Here is a 19127-nt window from a genome sequence, read left to right on the forward strand (position 1 = left end):
CCGCTACAATAGCGCGCTGGGTGAGGCGATTATTGATGTATATCAACTGACCTCTGATATACCTCTTTGTGGTTATATTGCTGATTTAAAAATGAATATTATAAGTTGCAGATTACACTCAACTTTAACCATCACGCTGCTGAAATTACCCGTCGTTTATCACGTCAATCCATGCCAGGATTAAAAACAGTCCCCCGCTTTTCACTCAGGAGGTTTTAATGATTTCCACTCAGTTGAAATGGATTAATAATTTGCGTTTGCCGTGGCGCGAAGGGCTTTGGCAAATCGAAATCGACGGCGGCAAGATTGCGCGCATCACTCAGCAGCCGCATAACATGGCGCAGGGTGATGATGTGCTTGATGCCGAGGGCGGGTTGGCCTGGCCGCCATTTGTTGAGCCGCATATTCATCTGGACACCACGCAGACCGCGGGCGAACCGGCGTGGAACCAATCCGGCACCCTGTTTGAAGGCATTGAGCGCTGGGCTGAACGTAAGGCGCTACTTAGCCATGAGGACGTTAAACAGCGTGCGAAGCAAACGCTTAAGTGGCAGATCGCCAACGGCATTCAGCATGTGCGTACGCATGTTGATGTCTCCGATCCCAGCCTGACCGCGCTGAAAGCCATGCTGGAAGTGAAGGCTGAAATGGCCGCGTGGGTCGATATCCAGATTGTGGCTTTTCCACAGGAGGGAATTATTTCCTATCCCAATGGCGCAGCGCTGCTGGAGCAGGCGTTAAAGCTGGGTGCAGATGTGGTCGGTGCCATTCCGCATTTTGAATTTACCCGGGAATATGGCGTGGAATCGCTGCATATCGCCTTTGCGCTGGCGAAGAAATACCATCGGCTGGTGGATGTCCACTGCGATGAGATTGACGACGAGCAGTCACGCTTTGTTGAAACGGTTGCCGCGCTGGCGCTGCGTGAAAAGATGGGGGCGCGTGTCACCGCCAGCCATACTACCGCAATGCATTCCTACAATGGCGCTTATACCTCGCGTTTGTTCCGTCTGCTGAAGCTTTCCGGGATTAACTTTGTGGCGAATCCGCTGGTTAATATTCATCTGCAGGGGCGCTTTGACAGCTATCCGAAACGACGCGGTATTACGCGGGTAAAAGAGATGCTGGAGGCGGAGATTAACGTCTGTTTTGGCCACGATGACGTGTTTGATCCCTGGTATCCGCTCGGTACTGGCAATATGTTGCAGGTACTGCATATGGGGCTGCATGTCTGTCAGCTGATGGGTTATGACCAGATTGATGCCGGCATCAATCTAATCACCAGCAACAGCGCCAGAACTTTACAGCTGGATGATTACGGTATTCAGAGTGGTAACAGCGCTAACCTGGTGATTCTGCCCGCCGAAAACGGTTTTGATGCGCTGCGCCGACAGGTGCCAACACGTTATTCAATTCGTCACGGACGAGTCATTGCCGCTACGCAGCCAGCGCAGAGCGAAATATTTCTTGATGAGGTTGAAGCGGTCACTTTCCTGCGTTAAGTGTTGCGGTCAGGCGGCGAGTATCACCAGCTGTTAAGCGTAAGTAAGCGATCGCCTAATGTATTTTTAAACTCTGTTGCGTATATTTTGATCGGACATTGATGCGAGTTGTTTGGCTTGTTTAACAATAAGGAACATTGTTATGAGCATTATTCTTCGTGCTGAAGAGCTCAGCAATCAAAAAGGAGTCATCTTTTTCAAGGATTTCTGGCGGAGGGGAGATGAAAGCTTTCAGAACCGTAGCGGAGACCATATCGATTTATGGAATGGTACGCGCTTAACCACTCGGCTGAGTTATTTTCGCATCCAGTGGGGGATCAGCATTGAAGGAATGGCTTCCGATCTGATGCAATCACGCGAAATCTGGTTCTGGAAAATTCACTAATGGGAAAAAAGATCCTGATAGTGATGTGCCCCGTTTTGATAATGCTTATCATCTGGTTGGTGGTTGTTATGCTGGCCGTTAAGCTGTTCGGGCCTTTGTATAACAGTAACGACGATATGGATAGCAACGTATTGATATTGATAGTGGTAATTCCACTGCTGGCATTGTTGATTATGCTCAGAGAGTGGGCGACATATCAGTCCGAAGACGCTATCAACTATGTCGTCTGGAAATTACTGGCAGTGATGATAGCGGGCGGCCTGGTGCTGGCGATACTGACTTTGAATCATCTTATGTCGTTGTTTATGCTTCAGCGCCATGGTGCACTGGTCATGCTGTTTACCGCGTTGATTATTTTATCGGGATACTGGCAAGCTGGCCGATTATCGCGTTGGTCGAAGTCACGATAGTCAGAAGAGAATGGGCGACGAACAGTCGCCCATTAAACAGCAATTAATGCATCGCGTGACCGTGGCTGCGATGTTTGGTCACCAGACCCAGCAACACACACATCACAAACACCACTGCGTACAGTGCGTTTGAGGTTGCCAGTGCCGCATGCGCGCCACCCTGAGCAACAATCGGGCCGGTGACCACAAAGGTCAGCATGGTGCCGATGGTGCCGCAGGTAAGGATAAAGTTCACCAGCTTCGGTGAAGAGACCTTAGTCTGTAGTGAGCCCAGCGTAATAATAGTGGTGTAGATAGCGCTGGAGCTAAAGCCAAGAATCATAATGATCCACTTCAGCATCGAGGCGTCGCTGGTTTTAACAAACCAGTACATCAACAGCGTTGCCAGTCCGGCCAGCACCATCAGAATGCGTTGCAGGTCGAAGAAGCGCAGAACGAAGCTGAATACCCACATTCCCACCATATAAGCGGTCCAGAAATTACCCACCAGTTGTCCGGCACTGACGATATCCATGCCCATGGTTTTGGTGGCGTATTCCGGTACCCAGGAGATAAAGCCCAGCTGGCCGAGAATGTAGCAGAGGGCAGCAATCGACAGGAACAACACGCCGATACCCCATTTCTCTTTTACCAACGGCTTATCAGAGTGCGCTTTCTTACCCAGCGTCGGGAATTCAACATTAAGCGTCAGGATAAAGATCGCGACATAGATCAGGCCGATGCAGGCATAGACCCAGTACCATGGCAGATGGCGCGCCAGCAGCACCCCGGCGATAATCGGGAATATGGTGCCAGCCATGCTGAAGAAAGAGTCGGTAAACAGCAGGCGCGAGCCACGCTGACGTCCCTCATACAGATGGGTGATCAGGAAAGTACCAATCGACATGGTGATACCGCTGACCACGCCCAGCACGAACATACACAGTGAGAACACGCTTAAACTGTGGCTGGTCATCAGTCCGGCAATGGCCAGAATCATTAATACAAAGCCGAATATCAGCTGACGCTTCAGCGGAATGATCTCCATCAGCCAGGCATTGAGGAAAATTGCCACCAGAATACCGGCGTTGAGGAAGGTAAAGGTGTTGCTCATCTGCGATATTGGCAGCTGGAAATACTCTGCGATATTACCCATCACCATCCCGGTGACAATCACCAATGCGCCAGTGAGTGCATAGGAGAAAAAACTTATCCAGGTGAGACCGATTCGATTACGATTTGTCATTTTGGAGGCCTGTGTGTCGATGAAACCTGCGGCCAGTCAGCCGAGGGGAAGCGGCAGAATTGTAAAGTTATATGTGATCCAATTAAACATAAATTGAAAGTGAGATGATTGCTTTCACTTATAGCGTGACTTCAGTCACTATTTTTCGTTGTGACGCTCAGTCTCATTGGCTGGATAAGCTAAGTAAATAAAGGTAAAACGCTGGCTCTTATATAACAGCCTATTTACAATCAAATTCGATTTTTGAGCTTGTTGTCCTCAGTAAGGAATCTTTCATGTTGAAACGTACTCTGACAGCGGTTGCGACAGTTCTCGCGCTGTCCACGATCTCAGCGTCTGCCATCGCCGCTAAAGGTGATACGCACGTGCTGTTAACTACCTCGGCTGGCAATATCGAACTCGAACTTGATAACCAAAAAGCCCCGGTTTCGGTGAAAAACTTTGTTGATTACGTCAATAATGGTTTTTATAACAACACCACTTTTCACCGCGTAATCCCAGGTTTTATGGTGCAGGGCGGTGGCTTTACCAGCGATATGCAGCAGAAGCCTGCCAACTCGCCAATCAAGAATGAGGCGGATAATGGCTTACGTAACGTACGTGGCTCCATCGCCATGGCGCGAACCGCTGAAAAGGACAGCGCCACCAGCCAGTTCTTTATTAACGTCGCGGATAACGCCTTCCTTGATCACGGACAGCGTGATTTTGGCTACGCGGTATTCGGTAAAGTGATTAAAGGAATGGACGTCGCCGATAAGATTTCCCAGGTGAAAACCGACAATGTCGGACCTTATCAGAATGTCCCAAGCAAGCCGGTGGTAATTCTCTCCGCCAAAGTCCTGCCATAATCTCCTCACCGCCGCACTCCTGCGGCGGTTTGCTTTCTGCGTTCTGCAGAGCTGAAGTTTGCTGCTTATACTAAGGCTGTGCCCGTAATCGAGCGCGGCACCGTCTCTAATCGACGCAGCCACGGAGGCTTTATGAGTAAAAAACTGACTGACAAGCAGAAAGCGGCACTGTGGCTGGAGCATCACAATGCTAATTTTCAGGCCAGTAGCCGTCTCGAAGGTTATCAGATTGAGCGGGTGGAGCTATCCGCACAGCAGGTAGCCGAGCGCCTGAATGCGTTAAGGAGGCACTATGAGCGCTAATGCCATGTCCGCACGGGATCCCTATTACTGGCAGGATATTAAGGTACTGAAGAATCGCCTGCAGATTCCTGAGGCGCAGCGGTTGCAGCAGGCCGAACTGGCGTTTACCGCATTACGCGCAGCCACCATTGAGCTGGGCCCACGTAACCTGGGCTTTCCGCATCTGCGAGCCATTCACCGCACGCTGTTTCAGGATCTGTATGACTGGGCCGGTGAACTGCGCCAGATTGATATTTATCTCGACGATACGCCGTTCTGCCATTTCGAATACCTTGAGAAACAGGGCAACGCCTTAATGGCGGCGCTGGAAGCTGAAAATGGCCTGGCTGACTTATCGCCGGATAAATTTACGCAAAGACTGGCGCACTATTATTGCGAAATCAATATGCTGCATCCGTTTCGTGACGGTAACGGTCGGGCGCAGCGGCTGTTCTTTGAGCAGCTGGCACTGCATGCTGGCTGGCTAATCGACTGGCAGCACGTTGAGCGTGAAGCGTGGCTAAAGGCTAACCGCGATGGTGTGAGTGGCGATCTGGCAGGTTTAATCGCTATCTTTGACAAAGTGATTAGCCGCCCCGACTAAAATGCTAGAATGGCGGCGTCTGAGAATTTTGCCCGGAACCAGAATGCTGCTGCTTATCGATAACTACGATTCCTTTACCTGGAATCTCTACCAATATTTTTGCGAATTGGGGAGTGAGGTCTGTGTGCGTCGCAATGACGAGATCTCACTGGACGAAATGACGGCCTTGCAGCCTGAGCATCTGGTGATTTCGCCCGGCCCCTGTACCCCCGATGAATCAGGGATCTCGTTAGCGGCGATTCGCCATTTTGCTGGTCAGTTACCCATTCTCGGCGTGTGCCTGGGCCACCAGGCTATCGCGCAGGCGTTTGGCGCGCGGGTTATTCGGGCGCGTCAGGTGATGCACGGTAAAACCTCGGCTATTGAACACAATGATGGCGGGGTATTCAGCGGCCTTAATCATCCTCTGACCGTCACGCGTTATCATTCGCTGATTGTTGAAAAAAACTCGTTACCGGACTGTTTCGAAGTGACTGCCTGGAGCCTGCGTGATGGCGTGCCGGATGAAATCATGGGATTCCGCCATACTTCACTGGCGCTGGAAGGGGTGCAGTTTCACCCGGAAAGCATTCTCAGTGAGCAAGGCCATCAGCTACTGGCAAATTTCCTCCGGCAGTGAGTTTTTATTTGCCTTTGTTTGATTTTTTATGCATATTTCTTGATTATTATTTCACATATCCAGAACGAAAATCAGACGAGGTAGTGAATGAATTCGGGAAAAATGGCAGTCACACGCGCAACATTTGATAAGGTTATTTTGCCTGTTTATGCACCAGCGCAGTTTGTGCCGGTAAAAGGCAAAGGCAGCCGCGTGTGGGATCAGCAGGGTAAAGAGTATATCGATTTTTCTGGTGGGATCGCGGTAACGGCGTTGGGCCACTGTCATCCGGCGCTGGTTGAAACGCTGAAAACTCAGGGTGAAACCCTGTGGCACACCAGCAATGTCTTTACCAATGAGCCGGCCCTGCGACTGGCCAGTAAGCTGATTGCCGCCACTTTTGCCGAACGCGTGTTTTTCGCTAACTCCGGCGCGGAAGCAAACGAAGCCGCCTTTAAACTGGCGCGCTACTATGCCTCTCAACGTCACAGCCCATATAAAAGTAAAATTATTGCTTTCCACAATGGTTTCCATGGCCGCACCTTGTTCACCGTGTCGGTCGGCGGTCAGCCAAAATATTCTGACGGTTTTGGTCCGAAACCGGCTGATATTGTCCATGTGCCATTTAACGATTTAGCGGCAGTGAAAGCGGTCATTGATGATCACACCTGTGCCATTGTCGTTGAGCCGATTCAGGGTGAAGGCGGCGTGATGCCAGCAACGCCGGAGTTTATTCAGGGACTGCGGGCACTTTGCGACCAATATAAAGCGCTACTGGTATTTGATGAAGTGCAGACTGGCATGGGTCGTAGCGGTAAGCTGTTTGCCTATGAGCATTATGGTGTGGCTCCGGATATCCTTACCACGGCGAAGGCGCTCGGCGGCGGCTTCCCGGTTAGCGCCATGCTGACCACCGACGAGATCGCTTCGACCATGTCGCCGGGCACACACGGCACCACCTACGGCGGTAACCCGTTAGCTTGCGCGATTGCTGAAACGGCGCTGGATATTATCAACACTGAAGAAGTACTGGGTGGGGTTGAAACTCGCCGCCAGCAGTTTGTCACGGCGCTGCAAGCCATTGACGCGAAGTTTGATATTTTCAGTGAGATTCGCGGTAAAGGTCTGCTGGTGGGGGCGGTGCTGAAACCGCAGCACGCCGGTAAAGCGCGTGACCTGCTTAATGCCGCTGCGTCACAGGGCGTGATGATTTTGAATGCGGGTACCGATGTCATCCGTTTTGCGCCGTCACTGGTGATTGAATCAGCGGATATTGAAGAGGGGATGGCGCGCTTTGCCCAGGCGGTAGAGAGCGTGCTTTAAATCTTCAGGAGCGGCGATGTCGCCGCTCAATCATTTAGCCGACTTACGCAGCGTCCTTACCAGCCACACACCGTGCTGTGGGCGCTGACTCCACGCCAGCGATGAAATGGTATGCATCACATCCAGATGGCCAAGAATCTGCCTCACATGCCGCTCCATAATCGTCATCGGACCCTGATTGAAGTTTTCCTGCGCCTCAAGAATATTGGTATCTGATCCCGGGCCGTCAAATTCCAGCCGCTGCTGACAGCGCTGTAATGCAATCTCGCACGATTGCAGATAACGTTCGGCCAGCGCCGGCGTTAACATGGTATGTTCACGCGCCAGAATAGTCATGGCGTTAATATGCTCGACAATAAACTGGCTGTGCGTCACCCACAACTTCATATCAGACAAGTATCTGTCATTGAATCCCGGCTCCTGCATCGCCTGATTAAGCGAGTTAAACAGTGCATTGTGTGCCTGATTCACCCCAATGCGCTGGTAAGCCAGTTTTTCTGCATTTTGCTCATTGCCTAGCAGCATCTGCAATGCTTCCTGATAAGCCTCCAGTGCATCGTGGGCATTCTGGCGGATCAGGCCACTCTGCCACTGCGGCCATAACCAGATCATGCCGCCAAAAGCGATCAGGCAACCCATCACCGTATCCAGCAGGCGCGGCAGTAAAAACTGTGAGCCGTCCAGCGTCAGCAGCTGCAAAGAATAGACCGCAGTGACGGTAAAGCCGATGGTGGCCCAGCCATAAAACTTGCGGATAAACAGATAACTGATCAGCGTGATGGCCAGCATTGCCAATAACACCCAGCTCTCTGCCACCTGTAAACGCAGTGTCGCCGCCGCAATCGCCAGGCCTGCCAGCGTGCCCAGTGCACGGTGCTGAATGCGTACCCGCGTCGCGCTGTAACCATTCTGGCTGACGAACATGATGGTCATCAGTACCCAGTAGGGTTTAGGGATATTAAAAAATAACGCCATCGAGCTGCCAAACATCAGCATCACGGCAAAACGTGCCGCGGTACGTAGCGCCGCTGACTTCAGTGAAAGATAACTTTTCAGTGCCCGAATCAGCGGCAGGCGGCGTTGGCGGTCGGCCATTAAGTCGCGCTGATAAAGTGGACGCAGGGTGCGCAGTACGCGCGCAATACGGCTGAAATGGTAATAGCAGAAGTTACCAACCGGATTATCGCTATGCTGTCGGGAGATTTTCTCCAGCGCACCCAGCTGCTTATCCATCGAGAAACGCCTGGGCAGCTTGTGGTAAAGAATATCATCAGCCAGCTCACGCAGCCGCGCGGCAATGGCCTGAGAATTCCAGCGGATCACCGCTTCAGCATGACTCTGCTCAACCAGCTGCTGTACCTCTTCCGGCTGATTCAGACTGACGGAGATATGTTCCTGTAGATCCAACGCCACCTGAAAGGCGCGCGTCAGGCGTTTATGGCTGTTATCGCGGTTTGCCGACAGCATATGCATCTGCTGATAGCAGGTGTTAATCAGATCGACGGCTTTTTGCTGACGTGCCAGCAGCGGCGGCAGGGCTTTTTCAGGATCGGAAAGCTGCGTCAGCAGGGTGTATTTGGCATCGCAATAATCTGCCAGCTCACGGTACAGCAAACTCAGGGATTCGCGCATTGGCTGCTCTTTCCACAGCCAGAACCAGAACCAGTTAAATACGCCATACCAGATGGTGCCCAGTATATACAGCAGCGGCGGTTGCCAGATTGGCATATGGCCGGCCAGACTGAGGGTAAAAATTCCGGCGATCAGCGAAGCAGGCAATAAGCGGGCGTGTAATGGACTGATTTCGCCAGTGACACCGAGCAACATTGCCATGGCGCACAGGATGACGGGCAGCGGAATGCTGTGTAGCGTCATCAGCTGAATCAAAAGGCTGCTCACGGCAAACAGGCCGCCGCCAATAATCAGACGTTTAAAGAAGCGTTTATGAGGAGTATCGAGACCGGCAACATTGCAACAAGCTGGAACTAACGAGAACAGCAGGCCTTGCTTCAAGTCACCCAACAGCCAGCCGATAGCCACAGGTAAGCTAAGCACTAACGTTTGCCGCAGCGCGTAGTTTACTTCAGGGTGATAAATGATTCTCCGCCACATCAGGCCATCACAATATAGAAAACGGCGCGATAGCAGCTGCCTCACGCCGTGGGTTCAGAAATACTTAACGTGTACCGTATACGACAATGGTTTTGCCGTGTGCGGAAATCAGATTTTGATCTTCCAGCATTTTCAGAATACGACCAACGGTTTCACGTGAGCAGCCGACAATCTGGCCGATCTCCTGACGGGTGATTTTAATCTGCATCCCGTCCGGATGTGTCATCGCGTCTGGCTGTTTCGCCAGGTTAAGTAAGGTTTGCGCAATGCGTCCGGTGACATCAAGGAAAGCTAAATTACCGACTTTCTCAGAAGTGACCTGCAGACGGCGAGCCATCTGAGAGGAGAGACGCATCAAAATATCCGGGTTTACCTGAATCAGCTGACGGAATTTTTTATATGAAATTTCAGCCACTTCGCAGGCGGTTTTTGCTCTTACCCAGGCACTGCGCTCCTGACCTTCTTCAAACAGGCCAAGCTCGCCGATGAAATCCCCCTGGTTGAGATAGGACAGGATCATCTCTTTGCCTTCTTCATCCTTGATCAGCACTGCTACAGCGCCTTTAACGATGTAGTAGAGCGTTTCGGCCTTTTCACCTTGGTGAATCAGCGTACTTTTGGATGGATATTTGTGAATATGGCAATGTGACAGGAACCATTCGAGAGTAGGGTCTGTTTGCGGTTTGCCGAGAACCATTCGCTTTTATCCTCTGTTGTAATCGTGCCCTAAAGACAGGGGGATCAATTCCCTGCAGGCGATGAAATATTCAAGCGTTTTCCGGGTCAGGAAAGTTGTCCGGGCTTCTGTTCAGAGCATAGCTCATTATGTCGTCCCGCTTTCGTCGTGCTTTTACATGCCAACGAAAATATTACCGCTTTGTTTGTAGCACAGCTTTCAATGAGTGTCTCCTGTTGTATCGCTTCAGCATAGTGGGAATCGCTCACCGTTGCCGTTTTTCAGCCGAAGGCGTACTCTGACGATAACTGAATGAATTAGAGGATTAATAATATGCAAGCACGAGTGAAGTGGGTGGAAGGGCTGACATTTTTAGGAGAATCCGCATCCGGTCACCAGGTGTTGATGGATGGCAATTCCGGTGATAAAGCGCCAAGCCCGATGGAGATGGTGTTGATGGCTGCGGGTGGCTGTAGCGCGATTGATGTGGTGTCGATTCTGCAAAAAGGGCGTAACGATGTCACTGACTGTGAAGTAAAACTGACTTCTGAACGTCGTGAAGAAGCGCCGCGTATTTTTACCCATATTAATCTGCATTTTGTGGTCAGCGGTAAAGCGTTAACCGATAAAGCGGTTTCACGCGCGGTTGACCTGTCGGCCGAGAAGTATTGCTCAGTGGCAATCATGCTGGGTAAAGGCGTTGAGATTACCCATAGCTATGAAGTGATTGAGTGCTAAGCGCTAATTCACGTCGGTAAACAGGACCTGTGAAAGGTCCTGTTTTGCCCGGTCAGGTTTCGCGATTCTCTTTAATATGCCAGCCCGATGCGGTTTCTGGACCTTTGCCGCCATTGGCCGTCAGTTCCCAATACTGTTGACCAACTTTGGCTGCCTGAAATTTGTAGCTCATACCGATTCTGTCTGTGTGAGAGGTGCCGTTATAGTTTGCACCAGTGATCAACACTTCTTCCAGTGTGATGCGCAGATATTCAACCTGACCGTCGCTGGCGTGGCAGGCAGACAGTTCAACTTTATTGATATGTTTGCCATTCGACAGATAGCGCATAATTGCCGGCGTGGCTTTATCTACATCTGCAATAACCTGTAAATCCTGATACTGCACGCGGCCTGTTCCGCCTCCACCGCCAACATTGATATTCGCTGGCTGGGTAGCCCCCCAACTGAAAGAGCTGACTTTGATCCAGCCTTTATGATTAGCATCCTGCGACTCTCCGTTAATATTATCGATTTTCATATATATATCGGTATTCATCCTTGCTCCTTATGATGTGATGGGTGAGTTTTTGTAATATTTTTTACCAGTAATAAATGGATTATTATTTAATTATTAACTGTCCCCTTTTTTTATATTTTAAAACGTCATGGCGCCACTGTGCTTAATTGATGCTATCTTTTATCACCCAGGTTCTTTGCCAGTTATCAAAAAGGAAAATAGTTTCTCTTTGTTTTTTTCGATACCATATTTGTAACGGTTGGTTTCCTTTTTTAATGCAATTTTTCGTGGATCGCATATCTTCAAAGCAAAGCAGATCGCTTCCCTGATCGGTATCGGGTTCCTCTTTGTATTCGCCCACCCAGAAACCAATGCCATAATCATCTTGTCCTACAGGAACGTTATACTTTACTTTTAATACGTCTTTGTTTTTCTCCCACCACTCAATTTTCCCTTTATCTGTTAATGGGAAATTTTTGACGATAATGTCGAAGCTGTCTCGTGTGTCTAAACGATGAACATCAATGATTTCGACCGGAGCGAGAAAGCGCCATGCCAAAAACCCGGTAGCGGCGATAAAAATGAACAAAATTCCTTTAAATTTTGTCAAAACGTCCACCTTCAACTGCCATTGTCGCATTCATCTCAGTGATAAAAGGTTTAAAACCGTAGCCTTCCCAACGTTGTAACGTAAACCAGATGCGAAAAATTCGAAATTGCTTGTAAAGCCAGTCATTAATATCGTTATCATCAAGACCAAAGTGATCCTGAATTCGATAGTGCACTTTAGCCTTATATCGATCGCCAGTAATTTCCAGAGAATTGAAAGTGATGTGTGTTGACCAGGTATCGTGGATAGAAATCGTCAAACCGTTAATACGATCGAGTTTTTCATTAAATTTAGGAAGAACTGATTTCCTGATGGCATCCTCAAGCCCGTAAAAATCTTGTTGAGAATAAATTCTTGCATCCCAATCTATGAGTTTAATCATGGCTTTATTTATTTTATTCAATGAATCATCCATCGAACTATGCCCAGCCAATGCATCATCCATTAGTTTATCGGTAAATTTTTTACCCGTGTTGTGCTGCATATGATCAATCAAGCTGCGGATAAGCCCTTTATAGGGACCAATAAACGAAAAGGTGTCAGATAACTGACGAAACTCGTCAAACAGGATGCGTGCACTTTCATCACGGTTTGGATGAGTAAAGGGATTAATATTTTTTGAGATATCTTTTAGCTGATAATACTCTTGCAGGCAAAACTGAGTAAGATCGCCAAATTTCATATCCTCAGCCTTGTAGTCATCCATCCTTTTCTGGGTCTCAAACAGCCGGATGGGTAACCTGATGGGCAGTGCCTGCCTGGGATTTTCGATAGGGGTATCCATAAGTAACATCCTGTTTTTATTTTCAATCCATTAAGTTATCAATCCACCTTGCGCATATGTTCTGCCTTCACCGCCAACATTGATATTCGCTGGCTGGGTAGCCCCCCAACTGAAAGAGCTGACTTTGATCCAGCCTTTATGATTAGCATCCTGCGGCTCTCCGTTGATGTTATCGATTTTAATATATCGGTATTCCTCCTTGCCCCTTATTATTTGATGCTGTCTTTTTTGATATGTGTTCTTTGCCAGTTATTGAAAAGAAAAGTGGTTTGGGCTTCATTATCATCTTTTCTATACCAAATCTTTAAGGGTTGGCTATCTTTTTCAATACACTTCTTCTTACTTTTCATATCATAAAAACACAGTAAATCGCTGCCTTGATCGGTATTGGCTTCTTCTTTGTAATCGCCAGTCCAGAAGCCAATGCTGTACTTATCAGAGTTAATGGGTATATGATATTTTTCTCCAAGCAGGTGTCTGTTTTCTTCCCACCACTTGATTTTTCCACTATCAGTAAAGGGGAAGTTCTTAACAATAACAAAATAACTATCACTTTCTGATTTATAATGCACATCAACAACTTGAGTAGGAAGCAGTAAATTCCAGAATATAACGCCGCAAGGTATGGTCAACGTCATTAAAATCCATCTGGTCTTTATCATTACGCCCACCCTCAATCGTTTTAGTCACGTTCATTTCTGTGATAAAGGGCTTAAATGCAAAACCTTCCCAGCGTTGCTCGTCAAACAGGATGCGTGCACTTTCATCACGGTTTGGATGAGTAAAGGGATTAATATTTTTTGAGATATCTTTTAGCTGATAATACTCTTGCAGGCAAAACTGAGTAAGATCGCCAAATTTCATATCCTCAGCCTTGTAGTCATCCATCCTTTTCTGGGTCTCAAACAGCCGGATGGGTAACCTGATGGGCAGTGCCTGCCTGGAATTTTCGATAGGGGTATCCATAAGTAACATCCTGTTTTTATTTTCAATCCATTAAGTTATCAATCCACCTTGCGCATATGCCCTGTCAGGGTGTTTTTAAAATAGGTGCTTTCTCCATTATTGAGAGAAATCATCATTTGATGAGTATCATGATTATATAGAATGGTTAATGGATTATTATTTTTCTCGATACAATTTGCAGTTGTGTTCATGTCATTAAAACAAAGCAGATCGCCTTCCTGGTCAGCATTAGAATTTTTTTTATAATCAGAGACCCAAAAGCTGATTAAATAGCTTCCTTTATCAACTGGAACATGATATTTTTCATTCATTATCATGTTGTTTTCCTCCCACCATTTAATTTTCCCTTTATCAGTTACTGGTGGATACTTCATAATTACACGAAAAGCAGTCCCTTTTTCATTTGAATGAACTGCTATGATCTTAGTGGCCTGTTGAAGGCGCCAGCTTAGTATCATTACTGTAATAAACACCATTATCAAAAACCATCTATATCTTATCAAAACGGCTACCTTCAATTTTTTTGGTATCGCTCATTTCAGTGATAAATGGTCTATAACCATAACCTTCCCAGCGCTGTATGACAAACCAGATGCGAAAAATGCGAAATTGACGATAGAGCCGATGGGTTATGTCGGCGTTATCAAGACCAAAGTGGTCCTGAACTCGGTAGTGTACTTTTGCCTTGTAGGCATTATCGTTTATCTCAAGTGACTCAAGAGTGATATGAGTTGCACTGGTATCATGCACACTTATTGTTAGCCCATTGACATGATCATTCCAGTTATCAAACTTAGGCAGTTTGGATTCCTGGATCATTTGTGTGAAAAATTCATAATTCTTCCGAGGAAAATATCCTTTATGCCAATCAATATTAGTCGTTAAAGTATCTTTTATTTTCTTCAACGAGCTCTGCATCGAACTATGCCCCGACAACGCATTATCCAATCGTTTATCGGTAAACTTCTTACCGCTGTTTTGTTGCATATGATCAATCAAGCTGCGGATAAGCCCTTTATAGGGACCAATAAACGAAAAGGTGTCAGATAACTGACGAAACTCGTCAAACAGGATGCGTGCACTTTCATCACGGTTTGGATGAGTAAAGGGATTAATATTTTTTGAGATATCTTTTAGCTGATAATACTCTTGCAGGCAAAACTGAGTAAGATCGCCAAATTTCATATCTTCAGCCTTGTAGTCATCCATCCTTTTCTGGGTCTCAAATAGCCGGATGGGTAACCTGATGGGCAGTGCCTGCCTGGGATTTTCGATAGGGGTATTCATCAATAACATCCTGTTATTTTTTTACTGTGTCCTTTCGCCTAGACTATCGGGTTATCTGTCGATTTAAAAGTATCAGAATTGAAAAATACCTGCCGCCTCACAAATTCATTGTCAAATTTCTTTGAGCGTTGCAGAAATATCTAAAGGGATTAATTAACCGCGTATTGAAACAGATAAATATAATAAATAAAGAAATAATAGTCAGGAACAAATATACACTGTTCCTGACTGATTAAGCGATTACTCGATTTTCCTGCCTTCCATCAGGCGTTTAACCAGTGGCCCCATAATCAATTCCATCGCCAGACCCATTTTTCCGCCCGGTACTACCAGGGTGTTAATATGCGAAATAAATGAGCCTTGCAGCATCGCTAACAGGTAAGGGAAGTCGATATCTTCCAGGCCCCGGAAATGGATTACGACGAAACTTTCATCCAGCGACGGTATATCGCGCGCAGCAAACGGATTCGAGGTATCTACCGTTGGCACGCGTTGAAAGTTGATATGAGTGCGCGAAAACTGAGGTGTGATGAAATTGATGTAATCTTCCATTGAACGCACCACCGAATCCATCACCGCTTCGCGTGAGTGGCCGCGTTCACTGGTGTCGCGCACCAGTTTCTGAATCCACTCAAGGTTAACGATCGGCACCACTCCCACCAGCAGATCCACTTTCTCTGCCACATTATGCTGTTGGGTTACCACTCCGCCGTGCAGTCCTTCATAAAACAGTACATCGGTCGGCTCCGGCAGGGGCTGCCACGGGGTGAATGTTCCGGGTACCTGGTTCCACGGCACCGCTTCATCATAGGTGTGCAGATATTTGCGCGATTTGCCGCTGCCATTGAGACCATACTCAACAAACGTCTGCTCCAGCAGGCCAAAATCATTGGCGTCCGGACCAAAGTAGCTGATGTGGCGACCTAAATCACGCGCTTTGCGAATCGCCATATCCATCTCTGGACGGGTAAAACGGTGAAAGCTGTCGCCTTCAAGTTCGGCAGCGTGCAGATTCAGCTGCTGGAAAATTTTACGGAAGGCGAGACTGGTGGTCGTGGTTCCTGCACCACTTGAACCGGTAACGGCGATAACCGGATGCCTGGCTGACATAATAAGCTCCCTGTGAAGGTGGGGCGATGAGCATTGTTAACACGTTTCCAGCAGTAAAGTCATTGGCCTTTTATTCGCGCAACTGGCCACGTGGCATGATATTGACCGTTTCATGCAATTCGGACCATACCAGCACGGCTTCACCATTTTTCAGCTGGCGACGGACATCTTCAACTTTACGTTCCAGCGAACGCTCTTGCTCGCCATAATCGGTGCCTTCACGCAGCACAAAGGATTCAATCAGATTTTCCAGCGCCTCGGGCGTCAGATCTTGCCAGGGAATAATCACAGCTTAGTTATCCAGATAGTGAGAAAGCCATTGCGGAATACGCTGTTCAAGCCACATTTGTGGCTGGCGCAGAGTGCCGCCAACAAAGCCGACGTGTCCGCCATTTTTAGTTAGTTGATACTCAATGTTAGCAGGTAGTTTACTGAGATCGGGAATAACGGCGTCCGTCATAAAGGGATCGTCCTGCGCGTGGATGATCAGTAGCGGTTTAACCACCGCTGGCAGCAGCGGCAGCGCGCTACAGCGGCGGTAGTAGTCGAGCGCATCATTAAAACCGTGGGCGCGCGCGGTAATAGCATCATCGAAATCGCGCAGTTTCTTCAGTGCCTTAAGCTGGTGCAGATCGATCGGCAGGGTTCCCGGCCAGCGCAACAGCTTTCTTTCGGCATTCTGCTTCAGCAGCTTTAGCAGGTAACGTTGGTAAACGCGGGAGAAACCTTGCTCAAGGCGTTCACTGCAGGGTTCCAGCATCAGCGGTGCTGAGACCACCACGCCAGCATCCAGCAAACACTCTTCACCCTGCTGGCCCATCAGGTAAGCCAGCATATTGCCGCCCAACGATACGCCGACCGCAGCGGTCGGCACTTTTCCCAGCGTGTCCTGCATCCACTGCAAAAAGTAGCTGGCGTCGCTGGTTTCTCCAGAGTGATAGATGCGCTGCAGGCGATTGGGTTCGCCGCTACAACCGCGAAAATGCATCACTACGCCGAGCCAGCCGCGTTCTTTCCACGTCTGCAACAGCCCATGAGCATAAGGACTGTGAAAACTGCCTTCAAGACCATGAAACAGCACCGCTCGCGGTTTTCCACGTGCCTGTGCCGGGTCTTCACTCCAGGCTAAATCGACAAAGTCGCCGTCAGGCAGAGTCAGCCGCTGCCAGTGGGGCTGAAGCAAAATACGACGCCGAATCAGCCGCGGCAACACCGTTTGCAGATGTGGATTACCCATGCCAGGCATCGGATTAAATGAATCATCAGCTGCGGGATTAAATTTCATGTTCAGAAGGCTTGTACGATCCATATCACACTGTTAGCTTCGATGGGTTAGCAATCGTTTGGGGGTGAGGAGCACCCGTTTCATGGAACTGAGTCTTTTTCTGTCGATGCTGGGCTTTTTGTGGGTCGCCGCAATTACACCTGGCCCTAATAATATGTTACTCACCGCCTCCGGCGCCAATTTCGGTTTTCTTCGCTCACTGCCGTTGATGATTGGAATTATGCTCGGTATGCAGGCGATGCTGCTGTTAGTGGCGTTTGGCGTTGGTGGTTTACTGCTGATCTATCCTTCACTGCATCTTATCCTGAAAATCGCCGGTAGCCTTTATCTGTTGTGGCTGGCATGGAAAATTGGTTCAGCCAGTTACGAAAAGCTTGAGACCGGTGAAGGGCCGACTGCCCCGATGCCTTTCTGGCAGGGAGGGTTACTGCAACTGGTTAATCCGAAAGCCTGGTTAATGGCGCTCGGCGCGGTAGCCAGCTTTAGTCTGGCGGGTGAGGCTTACCGTAGTTCAGTGATGGCGATCAGTATTGGCATTGTGTCGGTGAATATTGTTTCCGGGATGATCTGGCTGGGCTTTGGAACGCTGATTGGCCGTATTCTGCGTAGCCGTCGTGCCTGGGCCATATTTAATATTTCGATGGGGCTGCTTACCGCGGCCTGCGTACTGCTTATCTGGCATTAATTTGCCGCACTTTCGTCACCAACCACCGCGAAGCGGTGGTTTTTTTTGCCTGCATTAAACCCGCCGTTTCCTTTGCCATTTTTTGCATGAGTTATGCGCAATAACTTCTAATGCGATTTTGTGCTTAAACAGAATTTTTAATTACTTATCGCCGGGTTAACTGTCGGTTAAAACTATCAGCAAATCACCTGATAACAATAACCAGCGGAGTCAAACATGGCGGGAAAATGGCGTAAATCTTTGGTTGCGGCAGCATTGTCACTGGCAGCGCTGAATGCGCACGCCGTCGATGTTACGGTGGCTTATCAAACTTCTGCCGAACCGGCAAAAGTTGCCCAGGCAGATAATACGTTTGCCAAAGAGAGTGGCGCAAAAGTCGACTGGCGCAAATTTGACAGTGGTTCCAGCGTGGTACGTGCACTGGCTTCGGGTGATGTGCAGATTGGTAATATTGGCTCCAGCCCGCTGGCGGTTGCTGCCAGTCAGCAGGTGCCGATTGAAGTTTTCCTGCTGGCTTCGCAACTCGGTAACTCTGAAGCGCTGGTCGTGAAAAAAGAGATTACCTCACCTAAAGATCTGATTGGCAAGCGCATTGCGGTGCCGTTTATTTCGACGACGCATTACAGCCTGCTGGCAGCGCTGAAACATTGGGGCATCAAGCCTGGCCAGGTCCAGATCATTAACCTGCAACCTGCGGCAATTACTGCCGCCTGGCAGCGTGGCGATATCGATGGTGCCTATGTCTGGGCGCCGGCAGTTAACGAACTGGAGAAGGAAGGCCATGTGCTGACCGATTCCGCCCAGGTCGGTCAGTGGGGATCGCCAACGCTGGATGTGTGGGTGGTGCGTAAAGACTTTGCTCAGCAGCATCCAGAGGTGGTAACCGCCTTTGCCCGTAGCGCGCTGGCCGCGCAGAAAGCCTATCTCGATAACCCGGAGCAGTGGCTGAAAGCTGACGATAACCTCAGCAAACTGTCGCGCCTGAGCGGTGTGCCGAATGAGCAGGTTCCGGGGCTGGTAAAAGGGAATACCTACCTGACCGCAGCGCAACAGGTTACTCAACTGGGGCAGCCGGTTGATAAAGCGATTATCGATACGGCGAAGTTCCTGAAAGAGCAGGGTAAAGTGCCGCAGGTGGCAACGGACTATAGCGATTATGTTACCGATCGCTTTGTTAAACCACTCGCTAATCAGTAAGGCG

The 19127-nt window shown here is 48.8% G+C and carries 24 protein-coding genes and 1 pseudogene; 11 read left to right on the forward strand and 14 right to left on the reverse strand.

The annotated features are described in order from the left end of the window. Positions 1 to 218 precede the first annotated feature (218 nt). From RIN69_RS01695 to RIN69_RS01705, 3 genes are all read left to right on the forward strand, one after another. Positions 219 to 1502 (forward strand): cytosine deaminase, encoded by a 1284-nt coding sequence (locus tag RIN69_RS01695; protein WP_313855170.1) that lies wholly within the window; start codon positions 219 to 221, stop codon positions 1500 to 1502. Between the two features lie 142 nt (positions 1503 to 1644). Next, entirely contained in the window at positions 1645 to 1887 is a 243-nt protein-coding gene (locus RIN69_RS01700) for a T6SS effector amidase Tae4 family protein (RefSeq protein WP_313855171.1), read from the forward strand. Between the two features lie 68 nt (positions 1888 to 1955). Then, positions 1956 to 2297, forward strand: a complete 342-nt coding sequence (locus RIN69_RS01705; RefSeq protein ID WP_313855173.1) for a hypothetical protein — start codon at positions 1956 to 1958, stop codon at positions 2295 to 2297. Positions 2298 to 2340: 43 nt separating this feature from the next. Here the strand turns inward: RIN69_RS01705 and tsgA are convergent, their stop codons facing one another. Next, a complete protein-coding gene (gene tsgA / locus RIN69_RS01710; protein ID WP_313855175.1) occupies positions 2341 to 3522 on the reverse strand; it encodes an MFS transporter TsgA in 1182 nt (393 codons plus the stop codon). 275 nt (positions 3523 to 3797) lie between these two features. Between tsgA and ppiA the strand changes: the two genes are divergently transcribed. The 5 genes from ppiA (at position 3798) to argD (ending at position 7177) form a co-directional block, all read left to right on the forward strand. Then, positions 3798 to 4370, forward strand: a complete 573-nt coding sequence (ppiA, locus tag RIN69_RS01715; RefSeq protein WP_313855176.1) for a peptidylprolyl isomerase A — start codon at positions 3798 to 3800, stop codon at positions 4368 to 4370. A gap of 132 nt (positions 4371 to 4502) precedes the next feature. Then, on the forward strand, positions 4503 to 4673 hold the full coding sequence (locus RIN69_RS01720) for a YhfG family protein (RefSeq protein ID WP_313855178.1): 171 nt from the start codon (positions 4503 to 4505) through the stop codon (positions 4671 to 4673). Continuing rightward, positions 4663 to 5256, forward strand: a complete 594-nt coding sequence (locus tag RIN69_RS01725) for a putative adenosine monophosphate-protein transferase Fic (protein WP_313855180.1) — start codon at positions 4663 to 4665, stop codon at positions 5254 to 5256. Before RIN69_RS01720 ends, RIN69_RS01725 begins: the two co-directional genes overlap by 11 nt. A gap of 43 nt (positions 5257 to 5299) precedes the next feature. Continuing rightward, entirely contained in the window at positions 5300 to 5875 is a 576-nt protein-coding gene (locus tag RIN69_RS01730; RefSeq protein ID WP_313855182.1) for an aminodeoxychorismate synthase component II, read from the forward strand. 87 nt (positions 5876 to 5962) lie between these two features. Continuing rightward, a complete protein-coding gene (gene argD / locus RIN69_RS01735; RefSeq protein ID WP_313855184.1) occupies positions 5963 to 7177 on the forward strand; it encodes a bifunctional acetylornithine/succinyldiaminopimelate transaminase in 1215 nt (404 codons plus the stop codon). A 30-nt stretch (positions 7178 to 7207) separates the two neighbouring features. Here argD and RIN69_RS01740 read toward each other — a convergent pair whose 3' ends face one another. Together RIN69_RS01740 and crp are read right to left on the reverse strand one after the other, a co-directional pair. Continuing rightward, on the reverse strand, positions 7208 to 9289 hold the full coding sequence (locus RIN69_RS01740; RefSeq protein ID WP_313855185.1) for a YccS/YhfK family putative transporter: 2082 nt from the start codon (positions 9287 to 9289) through the stop codon (positions 7208 to 7210). 64 nt (positions 9290 to 9353) lie between these two features. Further along, positions 9354 to 9986 carry a cAMP-activated global transcriptional regulator CRP gene (crp, locus tag RIN69_RS01745; RefSeq protein ID WP_017803012.1) on the reverse strand — a complete coding sequence of 211 codons (633 nt, stop codon included), beginning with the start codon at positions 9984 to 9986 and terminating at the stop codon, positions 9354 to 9356. 312 nt (positions 9987 to 10298) lie between these two features. Here crp and RIN69_RS01750 point away from each other — a divergent pair, with 312 nt between their 5' ends. Beyond that, positions 10299 to 10703, forward strand: a complete 405-nt coding sequence (locus RIN69_RS01750) for an OsmC family protein (protein ID WP_313855188.1) — start codon at positions 10299 to 10301, stop codon at positions 10701 to 10703. Between the two features lie 52 nt (positions 10704 to 10755). Here the strand turns inward: RIN69_RS01750 and RIN69_RS01755 are convergent, their stop codons facing one another. From RIN69_RS01755 to RIN69_RS01805, 11 genes and pseudogenes are all read right to left on the reverse strand, one after another. Next, entirely contained in the window at positions 10756 to 11238 is a 483-nt protein-coding gene (locus tag RIN69_RS01755) for an Hcp family type VI secretion system effector (protein WP_313855190.1), read from the reverse strand. 124 nt (positions 11239 to 11362) lie between these two features. Beyond that, positions 11363 to 11809, reverse strand: a complete 447-nt coding sequence (locus RIN69_RS01760; protein WP_313855191.1) for a DUF943 family protein — start codon at positions 11807 to 11809, stop codon at positions 11363 to 11365. Next, positions 11796 to 12593, reverse strand: coding sequence for a DUF3289 family protein (locus RIN69_RS01765; RefSeq protein ID WP_313855193.1), 798 nt, complete (start codon positions 12591 to 12593; stop codon positions 11796 to 11798). The genes RIN69_RS01760 and RIN69_RS01765 overlap by 14 nt, the downstream gene beginning before the upstream one ends. A gap of 63 nt (positions 12594 to 12656) precedes the next feature. Beyond that, positions 12657 to 12776: pseudogene (locus tag RIN69_RS01770) on the reverse strand (type VI secretion system tube protein Hcp); the annotation flags it as partial. Positions 12777 to 12802: 26 nt separating this feature from the next. Continuing rightward, positions 12803 to 13231, reverse strand: a complete 429-nt coding sequence (locus RIN69_RS01775) for a DUF943 family protein (RefSeq protein WP_313855194.1) — start codon at positions 13229 to 13231, stop codon at positions 12803 to 12805. Next, on the reverse strand, positions 13167 to 13559 hold the full coding sequence (locus RIN69_RS01780; protein WP_313855195.1) for a DUF3289 family protein: 393 nt from the start codon (positions 13557 to 13559) through the stop codon (positions 13167 to 13169). The genes RIN69_RS01775 and RIN69_RS01780 overlap by 65 nt, the downstream gene beginning before the upstream one ends. A gap of 38 nt (positions 13560 to 13597) precedes the next feature. Next, positions 13598 to 14035, reverse strand: coding sequence for a DUF943 family protein (locus RIN69_RS01785; RefSeq protein WP_313855196.1), 438 nt, complete (start codon positions 14033 to 14035; stop codon positions 13598 to 13600). Positions 14036 to 14048: 13 nt separating this feature from the next. Beyond that, positions 14049 to 14846, reverse strand: coding sequence for a DUF3289 family protein (locus RIN69_RS01790; protein ID WP_313855198.1), 798 nt, complete (start codon positions 14844 to 14846; stop codon positions 14049 to 14051). Positions 14847 to 15086: 240 nt separating this feature from the next. Continuing rightward, the gene (locus RIN69_RS01795) at positions 15087 to 15956 is read right to left on the reverse strand and encodes a phosphoribulokinase (RefSeq protein WP_313855200.1); all 870 of its coding nucleotides are present in this window, start codon (positions 15954 to 15956) and stop codon (positions 15087 to 15089) included. Positions 15957 to 16026: 70 nt separating this feature from the next. Beyond that, positions 16027 to 16245, reverse strand: coding sequence for a YheU family protein (locus RIN69_RS01800; protein ID WP_313855201.1), 219 nt, complete (start codon positions 16243 to 16245; stop codon positions 16027 to 16029). A 3-nt stretch (positions 16246 to 16248) separates the two neighbouring features. Continuing rightward, positions 16249 to 17265, reverse strand: a complete 1017-nt coding sequence (locus RIN69_RS01805; protein WP_313855203.1) for a hydrolase — start codon at positions 17263 to 17265, stop codon at positions 16249 to 16251. Positions 17266 to 17323: 58 nt separating this feature from the next. On the opposite strand from RIN69_RS01805, the gene RIN69_RS01810 reads away from it, so the two are divergent. Together RIN69_RS01810 and tauA are read left to right on the forward strand one after the other, a co-directional pair. Then, positions 17324 to 17926: a LysE family translocator gene (locus RIN69_RS01810; protein WP_313855204.1), complete on the forward strand. Its 603-nt coding sequence runs from the start codon at positions 17324 to 17326 to the stop codon at positions 17924 to 17926. Between the two features lie 216 nt (positions 17927 to 18142). Further along, complete coding sequence (tauA, locus tag RIN69_RS01815) at positions 18143 to 19123, forward strand: taurine ABC transporter substrate-binding protein (RefSeq protein ID WP_313855205.1); 981 nt, start codon at positions 18143 to 18145, stop codon at positions 19121 to 19123. Positions 19124 to 19127: the final 4 nt, after the last annotated feature.

This window comes from Winslowiella toletana (assembly GCF_032164335.1).
Classification (GTDB): Bacteria; Pseudomonadota; Gammaproteobacteria; order Enterobacterales; family Enterobacteriaceae; genus Erwinia; species Erwinia toletana_A.